A 16162-nucleotide genomic window follows, 5' to 3' on the forward strand; every position below is an offset into this window, starting at 1 on the left:
TGTGCTAATCGTGCAGGGTCTTTAACCGCATAATTGTGAACTGGCCTGACCTCAGGCCCCACTGTATTCGAGGGAGTAACTTATGACGGACGTAGTCATCGTCGCCGCAACCCGCACCGCCATCGGCAGTTTTGGTGGTAGCCTAGCCAGCTTGTCGGCCGCTCAACTGGGCGCCACCGTCATCGGCGCTTTGCTAGAAAAAACCGGCGTTAAAGGTGAGCAAGTGGATGAAGTACTGATGGGACAGGTGCTGACCGCAGCCTGCGGCCAAAACCCAGCACGTCAGGCGGCTATTCACGCTGGCATTCCCGCCACCACACCGGCCATGACCATTAATAAGGTCTGCGGCTCCGGCCTAAAAGCCCTGCATTTAGCCGCACAAGCCATTCAATGTGGCGATGCCGACCTTATGATTGCAGGCGGCCAAGAGTCGATGTCGAACGCACCGCACGCGTTGCCCAACTCACGTGACGGTCAGCGCATGGGGCCTTGGAGCATGGTCGACACCATGGTGGTCGACGGCTTGTGGGATGCCTTTAACGACTACCACATGGGCATTACCGCCGAGAACATTGCCGCGGAATACGGCATCAGCCGCGAAGAGCAAGACGCTTTTGCAGCGGCATCCCAGCAAAAAGCCTTGGCCGCCATCGAGGCGGGAACCTTCGACGCTGAAATTACCCCAGTCGCTGTGCCACAGCGCAAGGGCGAGCCAGTGATGTTCAGCACAGACGAAAATCCACGCGCCGGCACCACGGTTGAAAAACTGGCGGGCATGCGCCCAGCGTTTAAGAAAGACGGCAGTGTTACCGCCGGCAATGCCTCCTCGCTCAACGACGGCGCTGCTGCTGTGATGTTGGCCAGTCGCGCCAAAGCCGAGGAGCTGGGCTTGCCCATCCTGGCCACCATCAAAGGCTACGCCAATGCAGGGGTCGACCCGAGCATCATGGGCACCGGCCCGATTCCAGCAACGCAGAAATGCCTGCAAAAAGCCGGCTGGCAACTGGGCGATCTGGATTTGATCGAAGCCAACGAAGCCTTTGCCGTGCAAGCCTTATCGGTTAATAAAGGCCTGGGCTGGGACGCTGACAAGATCAACGTCAACGGCGGCGCCATTGCCCTGGGCCATCCGATTGGTGCATCTGGCTGTCGCATTTTGGTGACCCTATTGCATGAAATGCAGCGTCGCGATGCTAAGCGTGGCCTGGCCACCTTGTGCATTGGCGGCGGCATGGGCGTTGCGTTAGCGGTAGAGCGCTAACCCTCGCTGCGGTGACGGCGGCAATGGCCGCCGTCCACTTTGTCGGCTTTCGTTTCGCCTAGCCCTGACAACCTCCCAGCATCCACTAAGCTGTGCCTACTCACCACCCGAGGGAGCGCTATGGCTGATTATCTTGCGGGCAATATGATGCCCACCGATCTGCTCATTCCAGACCTACTCGAATACGCCGCCGCCCACCATGGCGACGCTGAAATCATCAGCCGCCGGCAAGAAGGCGATGTTCATCGCTATGGCTATGTTGATGCACTGCGTCGCAGCAAGCGCTTAGCCAATGCCTTGCTCAGCCTCGGCGCACAGCCAGGTGACCGCATCGCCACCCTGGCTTGGAACGGCTATCGCCACTTTGAATGCTATTACGCCATCTCAGGCATCGGTGCCATCTGCCATACGGTGAATCCTCGCCTGTACAGCGAGCAAATCGAGTTTATTATCAACCATGCCGAAGACAGCATTCTGCTACTCGAGCCAGATTTTATTCCCTTGCTAGAAAGCATCGCCCCCCAACTCAGCAGCATTCAAGCCATGGTGGTGATGGTGGATAGCGAGCACATGCCCGACAGCACACTGCCACTGTTGAACTATGAGCAACTGCTCAGCCAGCACTCAGACGTTTATTCATGGCCACGTTTTAGCAGCGATAGCGCCGCCAGCCTGTGCTACACCTCAGGCACCACAGGCAACCCCAAAGGCGTGCTCTACAGTCATCGCTCCACCTTGTTGCACGCCTTTGCCAGTCGCAGTCCAGATGCGCTGAATGTGAGCTCCGGCAGTGTGGTCATGCCCGTGGTGCCCATGTATCACGTCTGCGCTTGGGGCATGCCCTACATCGCTCCCATGGCCGGCGCCACCTTGGTACTACCCGGCTCCGGTATGGACGGTGCCAGCTTGCATGAACTGATTGAGCTGGCCCAAGTGGATTTAATGCTAGGGGTGCCAACGGTGTGGCTTAACCTGATCGAACACCTTAAGCGTCATGACTTGCGCATGGATTCCGTGCGCGTCGTGGGCGTTGGCGGTTCGGCATCGCCCAGAGCCTTGGTCGAAACCCTAGATCAAGAGTACGGCGTGTATTTATTGCCCATTTGGGGCATGACGGAAACCTCCCCGTTGGCCACCTTGGGGGCACCGAGCAAAGCATTGATGGCCTTGCCAGCAGAGCAACGCTATCGCCGCCAAACCACCGCCGGCAAACCCATGTTTGGCATCGAGTTGGAGATTTTTGACGAATACGACCAGCCCCTGCCCCACGACGGCCACAGCCGTGGCTTATTGCGCGTACGCGGCCCCTGGGTATTAACCGCTTACTATAAAAATGAAAAGCCCGAATCGTTTTTTATCGATCAGCAAGGCCGTCAATGGTTTGATACCGGTGACATTGCCGTCATCGATCAAGACAGCTATTTGCACATTGTCGACCGCGCCAAAGATGTGGTGAAATCCGGCGGCGAGTGGATTTCTTCCATTGATTTAGAAAACGCTGCCATCGGTCATCCCGATGTCAACGAAGCCTGCGTCATTGGTGTGCGCCACCCTAAGTGGGATGAGCGGCCTTTGCTGTTTATTGTGCGCCGCGACGGCAGCGACATAAATAAGGAAGACATATACGACTATCTGCAACAGCACGTCGCCAAATGGTGGCTGCCGGACGATATCCTATTTGTGCAAGAGTTGCCCCATACCGCTACGGGCAAACTGCAAAAGCGCACCCTTCGAGATGAGTACAACGACTATTTAATGGAATAAAAAAAAGCAGACCTTTCGGTCTGCTTTTTTTATTTTCCAACCTGCGTTAAAGGAAGCTTTTTAGATCGGCAATAAATTCGTCCACTTCCGCCATGGTAGTATTCCAAGACGTCACCAAACGAACACCGCCCGCACCAATAAAGGTATAAAAACGCCAGCCCTTGGCACGCAGTGCAGCAATGACAGGTTCGGGCATTTCTACAAAGACGGCATTCGCTTGCGCCGGGAAGATTTGCTTCACACCCTCAACTTGTTGCAGCTGCTCAGATAAATACTGAGCACACTGATTGGCGCGCTGAGCATTGCGCAGCCAGGCACCGCTTTCTAGCAAGCCCATCCAAGGTGCAGAAATAAAGCGCATTTTCGACGCCAGCTGACCGGCCTGCTTACAGCGATAGCCAAAATCTTCCGCCAGTTTGCGATCAAAGAATAAAATCGCCTCGCCCATGGCCATGCCATTTTTGGTACCAGAAAAGCACAATACATCGACACCGCTGCGCCAAGTAATATCGGCAGGTGAAACATCCAAACTGGCCACGGCATTGGCAAAGCGAGCGCCGTCCATATGGATTTTTAACTGGTAGCGGTCAGCCATTGCTTTAATCGCCGCCAGCTCATCCAGCGAATACACGGTGCCCACTTCTGTGGTCTGGGTAATGCTCACCACCTTGGGCTTAGGGTAGTGAATATCCGTGCGCTTAGTGACGAGATGCTCAATCGCCTCCGGCGTTAATTTGCCATTGGGGCCGCTGCCCAACAGCAGTTTGGCACCGTTAGAAGCAAACTCCGGCGCACCGCATTCGTCGGTTTCAATATGAGCGAGTTCATGACAAACGACGCTGTGATAGGACTGGCACATGGACGCCAGCGACAATGAATTCGCCGCTGTGCCGTTAAACACAAAGAACACTTCGCAATCGCTTTCAAACAACTCACGGAAGCGGTCGGCAGCTTTTGCTGTCCATTCATCGTCGCCATAGGCAATCCCGTCCATGCCGTTTGCCTGCATCATGTATTCCAGCGCCTCAGGGCAAATACCGGAATAATTATCGCTGGCGAAATGTTTTAACATGACAGGAATCCTTTGTTGGGTAATAACAGGAAATACCTCTGCTAGCCGTACTGGTTCAAATAACGGCAACCGCAATGAGCGCTGCTCGCAGATCGTGCAAGCACGCTGTATCGCCCCGTTGTCGGCCGGTTTTGCCGCACTGGGAGCAAGAGGTGTTGATACTGTAACCGCGATGATGCCGAAATACGATACGAATAAAACCCAACGTACAACTTCTGATGCTATTTCAGCCAACTAACTGGCGACCTACCCTCTTACTGCGGGCCGTGCTCGGCTGGCCTGATCGGTTCTGATGGCAGGGTATTTGGATAGGCCCAGCACAGTAGGGCTGCAATCCGACCAGCGCCTGCAAGGCTAGCGCGATTTCAGCCCCCGCCATCGCTTCAATGGCGACACGCCAACAGCCGTTAATCTGCGGTCGACTCGGTTGCATACGCCAGCGAGTAAGCAGCCCGAATGTCTACTGGCAGAAGCGCCGGCCGCGCACCCTTGCCAGAGCTACAGGGCAGTTACAAAGCGTTATCAGCTCGCCAGAACAAAAAGCCGTTGATCGCTACCGTGCCCTTGCCAATCATGCCGAGCCCGAGTACAACACTGACGCCTGCGCTTGGTTTCGATATGCGCGCCCGCATAAATACCTACAAAATTCACTAAAGATTTTGACCTTAATGACAGCACTAATCGTCCTGACCCGGTGCCGCTGCACTGCCGGCTAAGATGCCGCCATCAATGGTGAGCTCAATCCCCGTCACGTATTTCGATTCATCACTGGCCAAATACAAAGCGGCGTAGGCCACATCTCCAGGTGTGCCCATATGCCCCACCGGAATGTCTTTGCTGATCGCAGCGATGGCGGCTTCACGTTGCTCGCCATTGCCTAACATGGCATCCCACATGGGCGTTAAAATCGCACCGGGATGAATCGAATTACAGCGAATAGCATAGCCCTGCTGAGCACAATACAAAGCCACGGTTTTACTGTGATTGCGCACCGCCGCTTTGCTGGCGGCATAAGGAGCAGCGCCCGGTATGCCGACCAAGCCGCTGCGCGATGACATATTGATAATGCTGGCCGCTTTTGAGTGCTTCATTAGAGCAATGCCATATTTGCACCCCAAAGCCACGCCGTCACTGTTGACGGCCATGACCTGATGCCAGGCGTCCAACGTCATGTGCTCAGGGTCTTGCGCACTGCCGGCTTCTAAAAAACCGATAATGCCAGCGTTATTCACCAGCACGTCCAAGCGACCTTCGTTGGCCATAATGTTGCCTTCAACGCTTTGCCACTGCGCCTCGTCACTGACATCGAGTGGCAAATAACGTGCAATGCCACCCAAATCGACGATGGCTTTGGCCACCGCTTCACCGCCTTCGTGATCGATGTCCGTGACAATGACTTCAGCACCCTGTTGGGCAAATAATTCGGCACAAGCGCGGCCAATGCCTTTGGCGGCGCCCGTAATTAATGCCACTTTATTTAGCAATCTTTGAGCTGTCATAGAACCTCCTACTGACTCACATCCGGCAAACGCAATGACAGTAATAAACCGGCCACCGCCATGGTGGAAAAAACAAAAATAATGCCGGCCACGGATAGCCACTGACTCAAACCACCCACGGCACTAAACAGCAACAAGACGGCGCCAATCAGGGTATTGCTGACCGCCACATACTGTGTGCGCTGATTGCCTTCCGCCATGTCCACCAGATAGGTTTTACGCCCTACACGCACGCCCTGATGGCTGATCGACAAAGCAAAATACAGCACCGGCAGCACGCCTAACCGTTGCAACCACTGTGGCTGCCACCAGGCAATGACCACCAAAACGGCCCCACAGGCCGCTGCCATCGCCGCGGCCACCTGCATCACGCGCAAACTGGAGCGATCAGAAAAACGCCCCCATAAAGGCGCCGACAGCAATGACGCTAAGCCACTGGCCAATAAAAACAGCGCCAATACAGCGATATCGCCACCCAAATATTGATGGGCCAATACCACGTAATAAGGTGCACTGAGTGCGCTGCATAAAAACAACGCTCGGGTCATGACAAAGCGTCGAAAAGGCGCATCATCACGCAAAATTGCCAGCTGCCCTAAAGCCTCACGCAAGCCGTTGCGGCCGCCTTCGATTTCACCAGAAAACTCAGCTACCGTGGCAAACACGCCCGCCGCCATCAACCATAAAGCCGCCGCCGCCAATAATGCCCAGGCCAATAATTGCGAGTTGGAGCTCCAAACATCGGCCCCAAAAAACCACAGCAAAATTGCCAATAAAATCGTGATCAAACCGGCGGCACTGGCCGACCAGCCATTGACCTGACCGCGCTGATTTTTAGGGATGGTTTTACCCAGCACGTCTTTATGTGCCACCGAATTTAACCCGCGCGCCAGGCTGAACAATGCCAGTAACGCAATAACCAGCCAGCCCGCCAACGCCCCCTCGAACATCAGCGCCACCAGCCCCATGGCCAATACGCTCAAGGCCTGTATCGTAGCCCCCAGTACCCACACCCATTTGCGTTGCGGCAGGGTGCGCACCCAACTGGCAATGGCCAATTGTGGCAATAAAGAACCGGATTCACGCAAGGGTACCAGCCAAGCCAATAAAAATGCTGGCGCGCCCAAAGTTTGCAATAACCAAGGCAGGGTAATTTTCGGGTTTAATACCGCATCGCCCAGTTTGCTAAAAAACTGAGCGGTGATAATGCGCAGAAAATTGCCCGGCACTTGCTGGCAGGCGTCGTCACTGATGGCACGACAAGCGCGGGCGTCTTCTTCATTGACCAGCTTGTCGTAAATGCTGTCGGAAAAATCCTTCTTCATACGGCCTCGCTGCAATTTTGGCCGCTTAGCATAACATCGCCGGCGGATCATCGTCCGCCGGCGCTGAACGCTTAATCGCTGCTGATATTGACCGTGCGCAGGGCGTTAGCCTCAATTTGCTGTTGATCAAACAGCATCGGCCGCCAGCTCAGTTCACTGTATAGCTGACTCTGGTCGCGGAAAAACTCAGACTCAGGATCATGGGATTGACCGTAGGCCAGGAACATCTCCGCGTGCGGCCCTTGCTCTGTGTATTGCAAGGCCATTATAAAGCTGGAGCCGTAATTCACGTGGTAGGCCACGTCGCCCCCCTCACGCTGAGTCAGTTGCGTGCCTTCTTCTGCCAGCAAGGTGCCAATGACATTGTTGGCCAGCTCGGAAGTGCTGCGCGATGGAATTTTCGTTTCCGCCATATTGAATACGCCCTCAAAGGTGTAACCACCGCTCACCGGCAGCGGCTGCTGGCCTGCGGCTTTAATCCAATATTGCACCTCGCCCAACTCTGCCCCAGCATCAATACCCGCTTGCTGCAAGCGCTGTGCGGCCAAGCCTAAATTGCGCAGTACCTCATCTTGCAGTGGGTCTTGAGACATGGGCGCTAAATCACGCGGCGTAGTGATTGGCTGGCTTGGGTCAAAGGCGACGGCAAACAAACGACTGTCGAGACTGCGGTGAGCATTGACCTTGTAAGCCGCTAAAAACTCACGCATCAACTGGGCGCCGCGGCTGTTGGTATTGTAAGTGCCATCCCAGTTGCTCAGTACCTGACACGCGGTGCTCAAATCATAAAGGCCATCGTCCAGCTGCACTTGCGGGTATTGAGTGCAGCGCTCCACCAACTGCTGGCGCAAGCGTGAGGCAAACAAAGAGCCGTTGTGAGTGAACACTTGCTTCAACTCGTCGAAGTTAAAGCGGTTGTCACTGCCAGCCAGACCATTGCCGCTCATATCGCTGATCAATTGAGCGTTGTAGCGAGTGCGCGGGCTGCGAATGCTTTGTTCAGGCCCATACATCAAGCTAAAACCGGTGAGCGGTTCATCCAGGTTGCTCAGCCAGTGGCTGCTGTTGGCATTAAACAAGTAATCCGTGCGCGTTTGCTGTGGTGCTTGGCTAAACGGCACCAGACCCGGCGCACCGGCATTGCCGCTATCCACCCATTCAAACGTCGGCTGATTGCCCGGCAGCAACACACTGCCGGCGCCGTCCTGCCAAATCGGCGCCAATTGCGGATTCTGTGACGCCAAGCGCCAGTACTGTTCAACGCCGTAACTCAGCTGCGGTACTTGGGTGCCATCCAGATAAGAGGCAGTGCCATCGGCGGCCACCATTAAAGTATTCACCCAGGGAATGCCTTGGTGCTGCTCAAAGGCCGCAAAAAACTCCTCGCGGCTGCGGGCTTTGTTCATCGCCAACCACTGCGGCAGCATGCGGGCATTGCCAGCATTGGCATCGCGAAAACTAATGGCCGAGCTGTTGCTCCAGGCCAGTGCCGGTGACAGCGACTCCAGATTCACCACTGGGCCATAGTGGCTGGCATACACAGTTTGCGTGTGCGGCATCAGCGAGCCATCGGCCATGCGCACCTGCACCGTGACTTCTTGGCGGGTCATTGCTCGGTATTCATCGCCATAGCGGTAACGAGTCGGGTCGTTGGGGTCGAGCTCTAATTGATACAGGGTAAAGCGCTTGGATTGCGACACCGTATGGGTCCAGCCGAGGTGCTCGTTAAAGCCAATCACCACCGCGGGCAAACCCACCATGCCAACGCCGTTGATGTCCAACTCACCGGGAATGGTCAAATGCTGCTGAAAGAAGCGCAGCTCGCCCTCCCAGGGGAAGTGAGGATTCGCTAACAAGGCACTGTTGGCTCCTTCTACCCGCTCATGTCCTAAGGCCCAGCCGTTGCTGCCAATGCCTTCTGCCGTTAGCACGGCTTGTGCATCTAGGGTCACTTTCGGCGCTTGCGCGCGGGCGCTGCGATTGGCCTGCGGCTCAGCTTGCGGTGGTTGCGCGGCGGCCATGGCAGTAACAAAGTTACGAGCACTGGCCAAGCGGGCCAGATCCAAGTGGTAGGCCAACAGCTCAGTGGCACTGATCGGCGCCACCCAATCGGCACCACGACAGGGACTGGGATAGGCCTGCGGGCCACTGCGCTCTGCCAGGGCTTGATTAAAACCAGTTGCATAGCCTTCCAATACATCCCGCACATGAGGCTCCTGCAGCGGCAGCAGCTTGGCGGCTTCTTGCTCCAGCCCCAAGGCTTTATAGCCAACATCCGAGGCAACGTTGATCATGTCGTCACCGGGGCCAAAGGCCGCTGCCTTTTCGCCTTTCATTTTGATCAGCTGTTCCGCCAGGGTGCACAGGTTATCTTGGCCATGAACATAGCCAATGCCATAGCCCAACCCGGCGTAATCATCGGCGCGAATATGCGGCACATTGTGCTCGGTGTAGTGAATGGTGGCTTGATAGCGATCATCGTCATCATCACGGTTACAGCCACCCAACAAAGCCACAGACAGGGCCGCCAGCAGTGGCAGGCGCAAACTACGCATAGCGAGTTCCTCAGTTATTGTTATTAAGGAGATAATCATTAAACTGTGTCGCAGAGGGTTTGTCGTCCGTTTCGATGGACTCGAACCCAATCAAAAAAACAATAAAAATCAAAGACCTATAGGTTCGATGCGATCGAGCCGAACGCGCAATGAGCCACCTCAGCGCGATTTACCGAGGCACTTATGGACTACATGGCCGGGGCTGCTGCCCTGATTGGTTTATGTTTGAGCAGTATTCTGACGCTGGCCATTTTGCACTGGATGGTGGCCCATCAGCATGCCCGGCTCACCGTCGCTTGGTTATTTGCCGCCGCCTTATTGGTCGTGCTGCAGTCGTTGGAATTTCTTTACCATGCCGCCGAGCTCTATCAACGCTGGCCGCTGTTTTTGAAGATAATCGACCCGCTGGTGGTGCTGATGCCCTTGTGCTTGTACGGCTACATTCGCGCCTTGCTGGGCGAAAACCTGTTTAGCCATCTGCGCACACGTTTTTTGCACCTAAGCCCTGCCATTGTGGTGGCGTTGTTGGCGCTGCCCTATTGGAGCCTGCCCGCTGCCGACAAAGTCTATTGGATGCAGCAAGTGCTGATTGAGGAGTCGCGCTGGCAGCCGCTGGCGCCCTTTGGCAATGTTTATTTGGCCATCATTGCCAGCTTGAGCCTGGTGTATTGGTGGCGGCAACAACAGCAAGGCTGTCGCGGGCGCAAAGTTGCATTGCAACAGTGGATCGCACAGCTGCAGCGCGTGCAGTTGATCATTGCTACTTCCCTGTTTGCTCGCATCGTCTTCAGTGAAATCAGCGGCGTTTATCCCTCGGTGGTGTATGCCTTGGCACCGGGTACGGCCTATTTGCTCTACATTGTGCTGGTTCGGGCGCAGCTGCCTATGCCAAAAAGTGGGCCTAAAAGCGGGCCTAAGAACGAATCCAAGGCTGTGCTTGCAACCATGCCCAGCCCTGTTGCTCCCACTCCCGAGTTAGCACTCGCCAACCCAGTAGCGCAACCTGTGCCTGCTGCGGATGATCAGCAAAGCGCCTTCGACAGCTTGCAACAAGCCCTGACAGCGGGCGCCTTCCGCGACCATCACTTGTCGCTTGCCAGTCTGGCGCATCAGTGCGGACTGAGCAGCCACCAGGCGTCGGCGGCCATCAACCAGTGCCATGGCAATAACTTTTACGACCTGTTAAATGAACATCGCATCCATGCCGCTCGCCAAGCGCTGGTCGAGAGTAACGACACTGTGAGCGCCATTTGCTACGCCGTTGGCTTTAACTCCAAATCGACCTTTAACACCGCCTTTCGCCGCTTAACCGGTTGCACTCCGACGCAATACCGCCAGCAGCACAAATAACAAAACCGTCATTATTTGCCGCACCTTAGTAGCCGAACTAGGCTTAACACACTGAGTATTTAGGGCAGAGAACGATGAAAGGGTTTTTGATAAGCAGCATGATGCTGGCCTTGTTAGTGGGCTGCGGCGGCCAGGGCAACGACTATCCAGACGACGTCGATGACGACAACGAAACACCCACGGAGCCCGATCAACCGACCGAGCCAGATGAACCCGACGAACCCGCTGAGCCAGACCCGCAAGAACCTGTCACCGAGCTGAACTGCCCGATCAACGACGTGCCGCATTTTGGTGTGGTCAAAAACCTCTACTCAACCCCCAGCTGGCAGACCCTCTATGCTGCCGATGGCAGCGACGACTTTGATTTCAACCTGGAGCTAGGGGCCAACCAATACGGTATTTTTATGTACCCAGCGGCATTGGGGGACGCCAGCTTCAGCAGTGGTGCCAGCCACGGCTGGCAAGGCGCCACTTGGGGCAATGGCGACATTCCAAGCACAGGCACAGGCCCGGTGCTGGTGATGGTCGATGGCGTGCCTTGGCTGGTGTATCGCACCGACTTTCCCTCGCTGGGAGAAGCCAGCTTCAGCGTCGAGTTTGCCAACAGCGGCGAGGTCGGCGACACCAACCTGTGCAGCATTTTTGACTATGCCAAAGCCGCCGATCATGGTTTGGCCTGGCTGGCCGACGTCACCAGCTTGGACGAAACCCCAACACCGGGCGAGCCAACCACCCCAGAGCCGGAGCCCGAGCCAGAGCCCAGCACGGAAGACTGCCGCGTGTTAGATCAGCCGCACTATGGCACGGTCAGCAACCTATTTACCGCCCCAGAACTTAGCCAGCTGTATGAAGCCAGCAATGCTGCCGATTTTGCGTTTACCCTAGACATCGCCAGCGATGACTTTGGCATTCTCGCCTACCCCGCCGCTCTGGGCGCAGCTGCCGTGCGCCAAGGTACCGCCATCACTGGCCCGGAAGCTAACTGGAATGGCGCCCGCTGGGGCCAGGGTGATACTGGCGGCGACAGTGGCCCAGTGGTGATGCGCATCAATGGCGACCCGTGGCTGATTTATCGCACCGAAGCCAGCGGTGGTGGCGCACAAACCTTTAATGTCGATTTCACCCGCAACGCCAGCATCAATGAGGTGATCAGCTGTGACGTCAGCACCTACCCCGCCGCTGCCGATCATAATTTAGGCTGGGCCACCGTCATCACCACCGCGGATGAAACCACCCCGCCAGACCCGGCGACCGGCAGTTGCCGTGTCACCGATGTGCCGCGCTACGGTGTGGCCAGTGCCAACCTCAACCACTCGTCCGACATCGCCGCGCTGGCGAATACCTTTACCAGCACCACAGACGAGCGCTTTCAGGTAACCCTGGCCGCGGATGAATACGCGTTTTTGGCCTACCCAGCCGCCCTCGGTGAAGTACGCATGACCAACGAAGGCACCGGCTTGGTCAGAGCTTGGGCCGCAGCCACCTGGAACATTGCCGATACCGTCGGCACCCAGTTCACCCCAGTGGTCATTGAGCATCAGGGCCAGCCCTGGTTTGTCTATCGCCACGATGCCCCTGGCGTCGCTACCCTGGATTACACCGCCAGTTTTGATCGTGATTTGGCCTTAAATGCCGTCGCCGACTGCAGTGGCATTGACGCCTACCCGGGTGAATCGAGCGGCACCTTCAGCAGCAGCAATACCGTCATTGGCTTGGAGCTGTATGCCACCGGCACCGTTGATACCGCTCTGGAAAGTGGCGTCGTCAGTGGCAACGAATGGCGCCTTAACCCCACCGACCAGCCGGATGGCAATTACGACCTGTATTTTGTGTTAGGCGATAACGGCAGCCAAAAACTGCTGGCAGGACCGATTGTTGTCACGGTTACCTCTGGCACATTGCCCGCCACGGCACATGACGTCGATCTCGCCCCCTGGGTTTTGCAATAACGACGCTTCAACCCGTTACCGGTAAGCCAGCCAATGCTGGCTGCTGGGAGCGAATGACGGTGGTTAAAAAGTCCATCAGAGCATGAATGCGCACCACGCCGCGCAAATCTGGATGCATTAAAAACCACAAATCGTATTCCAGCTCAGCAATAGGATCACTGAGCTGGACCAAATCAGGCTGCTGGTCGCCTAAATAGCAAGGCAATACGCCGACGCCCATACCTGAGCGAATCGCACTGAGAATGCCCACCAGGGTATCGACACGATATACACAAGCCGCCTTTAAACCATGATGCTCCATCCATTGTTCCAACTTGGCATCTTGCAAGCGCGGCCCAGCACCTACCCAAGGCTGGCTGATCAACTCGCGAATATCCGTCACTGGCTTTAACCCCAAGCTGGTATGACCATAAACGGCCTGACCAATGCTGTTCAGCGGCCGGCCGACCAAGTTATCGGGTGGCCGATTCGAAGGGCGAACAGCGACATCAGCTTCGCGCCGGGTCAGGTTGAATAACTGATTCGATATAGCGACATCCAGCACAATGGCCGGATTTTGCTGACGAAACTCTTTTAATAGCGGTGCCAGCAGACCCATCAACAACGAATCTGTGGTGGTCAGCCAGATTTCGCCGCTGGGCTCCAAATCGCGCCCCGCCACCTTACGCTCCGCCGCCAGTGCGGCTTGATCCATCATCCTGGCGGTTTCTGCCAGCTCCTCGCCTGCCGGCGTAGGCTGGTAGCCGCTACGATTGCGGGCAAACAACTTCACCCCTAAGCGGCGCTCCATATTACCCAAACGCCTAAAAACCGTGGCATGACTCACCCCCAACTGGCGCGAAGCACCAGACAGTGAGCCACTCTCAGCAATGGCCAGTACTACCTCAAAGTCACTCCAAGCGAGATGACTACGGTTCGAGTTTCGGGGCGCTGTGGCAATGGTTTTAGCTGTTCGTTTTTGCAAAGTCAGTGATCACTTTTAGGGAATGGTTTGCAGTGTAGAACAGCACTAGGATGCGCCTGAATTAACCTTGATTGCAAACCATGGCCGTCGACCACGGCCACGACTGGAGTTTTCCTATGAACATGACAGCCCCTTGCCTTGACCACCAAAGTCTTGTGCATAAGCTCGAAGGCGATCAGCACCCAAGCGATAGCCAGCAACGTGACTCCCTAGGTGAGGTGCCAGCACGTTATCGCCACCAACACGGCAGCATCAACCTAGAGCAGCTGGAGCAAGACCAGCGCCGCGCTCGCCAACAAGTGCTCAAGGAAGCCATAAAACGCGTGCGGGCGTGGTGGCAGCGTTAAAACCAACGCCCATCCGCCATTTGTGTGCGAGATCATCTTGAGGCAACGGAATGCCATTCGCCCTTTGCTAACATTTAGCGCTAGTCGAACACGCCTCCCCTCTGCACTTTTGCTTTTCGCGAAGCACAAATAATGCGTTAGCTTTCAACGCCCCAAAATCTATGCACTCGTTGCAGTTAGTTCAGGCGGCTGCAAGTGTCCATCGAGGCAAAAGCGTAGTCATTGGGTTTTTTCTGGGCTTGCGAGCAAGGCATTTTTTAACGCCAAACCCTATGCCCTCCTTGAGGGATCTTATCCCTCACGCCGGGCGGGCGAGCTCCCTGCTTTGCGCTGCGCAGGCCGTTATTCCTGATTTGCCAATGCTGTGGTCGCCGCAACGCCAACAGCCTGCATCCCAGCAGGATGTTGGCTGGTGCTGCCATCCGGGCAGCCCCTGCGGGCACAGCCATTGCCAACTCAGGCGGCCAGCTAAGGCGCGGAAAACCTTGGCGCAAGACCGCGCTCAAAATATAAAGGCGATGTCTTATTTGTGTTTAAAAGCGACAAACAGTGACGCACATTAACCGTCGGCTTGCCTGTGTTCCCATAGGGTGGTAGCTTAAATACTTGATAAATCAGTGAATTAGCTTTTGAGCACCAGAACTTTGAGGCGTAGATAGTAGGCACGCCCGTTTTTCCTGAATAGAATGTGAAAGAAAGGAAACTATCCAGTTGTAAATCAATGGCTTGGCAGAGATAGCTCGAATGGTTCTAGCTGGAAAAACAGGCGTGCACACTATTAAACTGTTATGAATCAAGAAGGGTAATGAGCAAGCATGAAAGATAAAATAGAACAAATTCGGGATTTGCTTTCTCAAATCGAAATGGGTTTTGGTGATGAGCAGGACCAGCAATTTTCCAAAAACTACAATGCTCTGGAACTACCGTCTGTAATCTCCGCAATTGTAGAGTTCTTGCATCCACAGTTAACGCCATACGAGATAGCCATATACTGGTATCTATTTGATAAATCCATCGTGAAAACTGGCGAGCAATACGCCCGTGCAAGTACGCGAGGCATGAGTTCAATTGCAAAATCTGCTAGCGGAAAATCTGACGATTTAAGTTATGGAGTCATAAAGAAAACTCTTGATGCTCTAAAAGAGAAGGAGGCGATCTCCATAGTTGGAGATACAAATCGAGATGGGACGCTCTATAAAGTAGCAATTCCTGACGAAATACAGCTTTGCAAAAACGCCATGCAGGAAAAGTCCGCGCAAGAAGTTGCCGCAATTGACACAAATAAAGAATTAGATTTTTACAATGTTGCTGAGAACCGATTAAAAGTGTTCGAGCGTGACAGCTATAAATGCCACTACTGCTCTAAGCAACTTACTCGGTTCAGTGCAACGCTAGACCATATACAGCCAGTGTCTAAAGGCGGTGACAACTCTTTCGAAAACCTTGTTACCGCTTGCTTACACTGCAATTCCGAAAGGGGTAACAAACTTGTGATGGACTTTATTGCAAATGATTCATTGAGTAAACAGGACAGTCATTATAAGAACTATCATCTTCCCACTGACGGATAAAGTCGTACTTTACTTGAGTAAACAGGACATATATAGACGCTCTCCCGGTGTCAAGGCATAAGATGGCCTTGGCGCCTGGACACCCCTGATTAATCTCTTTTTTTACTCATCGCTCGGTCGCTATGATGAACGGTGGTTCATGCGAGTTGATGGTAGTGCTGACATATATTCGGCTTCTGATCAGGCCTTGGCCTGGAGCCCTGATGAGATCCGCACCTTCCCACCTAAAAACAGTCTCTCGATCTTTAACGATCGTGTCTTGGCCAGGTTCTGAGAAGGGCGGATAACCCCGTTTATTTCATCACACTAACGACTACCCGGATGAGATAAATACGTTTACGCTGCTTTAAATGCCTCGCTTTTTTGTAGCAAGATCCAGCTAATGCGTGCCAGTTTATGAGCAACGGCAACCACGCCTTTTTGCAGCCCACGGCGGAGAATAATCGGTAGTGTTCAGAATTCTGTGTCATTTCTTTATCCTATGCAAAAAGAGACGACACATGAC

At 54.8% G+C, this 16162-nt stretch carries 12 protein-coding genes; 7 read left to right on the forward strand and 5 right to left on the reverse strand.

The window, feature by feature from the left end; translation table 11 throughout:
* Positions 1–82 precede the first annotated feature (82 nt).
* Both IE090_RS15890 and IE090_RS15895 read left to right on the forward strand, forming a co-directional pair.
* Entirely contained in the window at positions 83–1261 is a 1179-nt protein-coding gene (locus IE090_RS15890; protein WP_189389887.1) for an acetyl-CoA C-acetyltransferase, read from the forward strand.
* Between the two features lie 120 nt (positions 1262–1381).
* A complete protein-coding gene (locus tag IE090_RS15895) occupies positions 1382–3025 on the forward strand; it encodes a long-chain-fatty-acid--CoA ligase (RefSeq protein WP_189389889.1) in 1644 nt (547 codons plus the stop codon).
* Positions 3026–3071: 46 nt separating this feature from the next.
* Here the strand turns inward: IE090_RS15895 and IE090_RS15900 are convergent, their stop codons facing one another.
* Entirely contained in the window at positions 3072–4097 is a 1026-nt protein-coding gene (locus IE090_RS15900; RefSeq protein WP_189389891.1) for a threonine aldolase family protein, read from the reverse strand.
* Between IE090_RS15900 and IE090_RS15905 the strand changes: the two genes are divergently transcribed.
* Positions 4096–4335: a hypothetical protein gene (locus IE090_RS15905; RefSeq protein ID WP_189389893.1), complete on the forward strand. Its 240-nt coding sequence runs from the start codon at positions 4096–4098 to the stop codon at positions 4333–4335. The genes IE090_RS15900 and IE090_RS15905 overlap by 2 nt on opposite strands.
* Before the next feature lie 439 nt (positions 4336–4774).
* Here the strand turns inward: IE090_RS15905 and IE090_RS15910 are convergent, their stop codons facing one another.
* The 3 genes from IE090_RS15910 to IE090_RS15920 form a co-directional block, all read right to left on the reverse strand.
* Positions 4775–5596: an SDR family oxidoreductase gene (locus tag IE090_RS15910; RefSeq protein WP_189389895.1), complete on the reverse strand. Its 822-nt coding sequence runs from the start codon at positions 5594–5596 to the stop codon at positions 4775–4777.
* An 8-nt stretch (positions 5597–5604) separates the two neighbouring features.
* Positions 5605–6921 carry an MFS transporter gene (locus IE090_RS15915; protein WP_189389896.1) on the reverse strand — a complete coding sequence of 439 codons (1317 nt, stop codon included), beginning with the start codon at positions 6919–6921 and terminating at the stop codon, positions 5605–5607.
* A gap of 71 nt (positions 6922–6992) precedes the next feature.
* Positions 6993–9476, reverse strand: a complete 2484-nt coding sequence (locus IE090_RS15920; RefSeq protein WP_189389898.1) for a penicillin acylase family protein — start codon at positions 9474–9476, stop codon at positions 6993–6995.
* Positions 9477–9659: 183 nt separating this feature from the next.
* On the opposite strand from IE090_RS15920, the gene IE090_RS15925 reads away from it, so the two are divergent.
* A complete protein-coding gene (locus IE090_RS15925; protein WP_189389900.1) occupies positions 9660–10826 on the forward strand; it encodes a helix-turn-helix domain-containing protein in 1167 nt (388 codons plus the stop codon).
* Between the two features lie 98 nt (positions 10827–10924).
* Positions 10925–12775, forward strand: coding sequence for a hypothetical protein (locus tag IE090_RS15930; protein WP_189389902.1), 1851 nt, complete (start codon positions 10925–10927; stop codon positions 12773–12775).
* 7 nt (positions 12776–12782) lie between these two features.
* Here the strand turns inward: IE090_RS15930 and IE090_RS15935 are convergent, their stop codons facing one another.
* Positions 12783–13739 (reverse strand): LysR family transcriptional regulator, encoded by a 957-nt coding sequence (locus IE090_RS15935; protein ID WP_229815804.1) that lies wholly within the window; start codon positions 13737–13739, stop codon positions 12783–12785.
* Positions 13740–13855: 116 nt separating this feature from the next.
* Here IE090_RS15935 and IE090_RS15940 point away from each other — a divergent pair, with 116 nt between their 5' ends.
* Both IE090_RS15940 and IE090_RS15945 read left to right on the forward strand, forming a co-directional pair.
* The gene (locus tag IE090_RS15940; RefSeq protein WP_189389904.1) at positions 13856–14086 is read left to right on the forward strand and encodes a hypothetical protein; all 231 of its coding nucleotides are present in this window, start codon (positions 13856–13858) and stop codon (positions 14084–14086) included.
* An 815-nt stretch (positions 14087–14901) separates the two neighbouring features.
* The gene (locus IE090_RS15945; RefSeq protein WP_189389906.1) at positions 14902–15657 is read left to right on the forward strand and encodes an HNH endonuclease; all 756 of its coding nucleotides are present in this window, start codon (positions 14902–14904) and stop codon (positions 15655–15657) included.
* Positions 15658–16162 lie beyond the last annotated feature (505 nt).

It is taken from the genome of Bacterioplanes sanyensis (genome assembly GCF_014652515.1).
Lineage (GTDB): Bacteria > Pseudomonadota > Gammaproteobacteria > Pseudomonadales > Oceanobacteraceae > Bacterioplanes > Bacterioplanes sanyensis.

What these genes read in the sequence shown, in the direction of transcription:
- IE090_RS15945 (WP_189389906.1), top strand. Translation starts at nt 14,902, where the DNA reads ATGAAAGATAAAATAGAACAAATTCGGGATTTGCTTTCTCAAATCGAA.
- IE090_RS15895 (WP_189389889.1), top strand. Translation starts at nt 1,382, where the DNA reads ATGGCTGATTATCTTGCGGGCAATATGATGCCCACCGATCTGCTCATT.
- IE090_RS15900 (WP_189389891.1), bottom strand. Translation starts at nt 4,097, where the DNA reads ATGTTAAAACATTTCGCCAGCGATAATTATTCCGGTATTTGCCCTGAG.
- IE090_RS15940 (WP_189389904.1), top strand. Translation starts at nt 13,856, where the DNA reads ATGAACATGACAGCCCCTTGCCTTGACCACCAAAGTCTTGTGCATAAG.
- IE090_RS15925 (WP_189389900.1), top strand. Translation starts at nt 9,660, where the DNA reads ATGGACTACATGGCCGGGGCTGCTGCCCTGATTGGTTTATGTTTGAGC.
- IE090_RS15915 (WP_189389896.1), bottom strand. Translation starts at nt 6,921, where the DNA reads ATGAAGAAGGATTTTTCCGACAGCATTTACGACAAGCTGGTCAATGAA.
- IE090_RS15905 (WP_189389893.1), top strand. Translation starts at nt 4,096, where the DNA reads ATGACAGGAATCCTTTGTTGGGTAATAACAGGAAATACCTCTGCTAGC.
- IE090_RS15910 (WP_189389895.1), bottom strand. Translation starts at nt 5,596, where the DNA reads ATGACAGCTCAAAGATTGCTAAATAAAGTGGCATTAATTACGGGCGCC.
- IE090_RS15930 (WP_189389902.1), top strand. Translation starts at nt 10,925, where the DNA reads ATGATGCTGGCCTTGTTAGTGGGCTGCGGCGGCCAGGGCAACGACTAT.
- IE090_RS15920 (WP_189389898.1), bottom strand. Translation starts at nt 9,476, where the DNA reads ATGCGTAGTTTGCGCCTGCCACTGCTGGCGGCCCTGTCTGTGGCTTTG.
- IE090_RS15890 (WP_189389887.1), top strand. Translation starts at nt 83, where the DNA reads ATGACGGACGTAGTCATCGTCGCCGCAACCCGCACCGCCATCGGCAGT.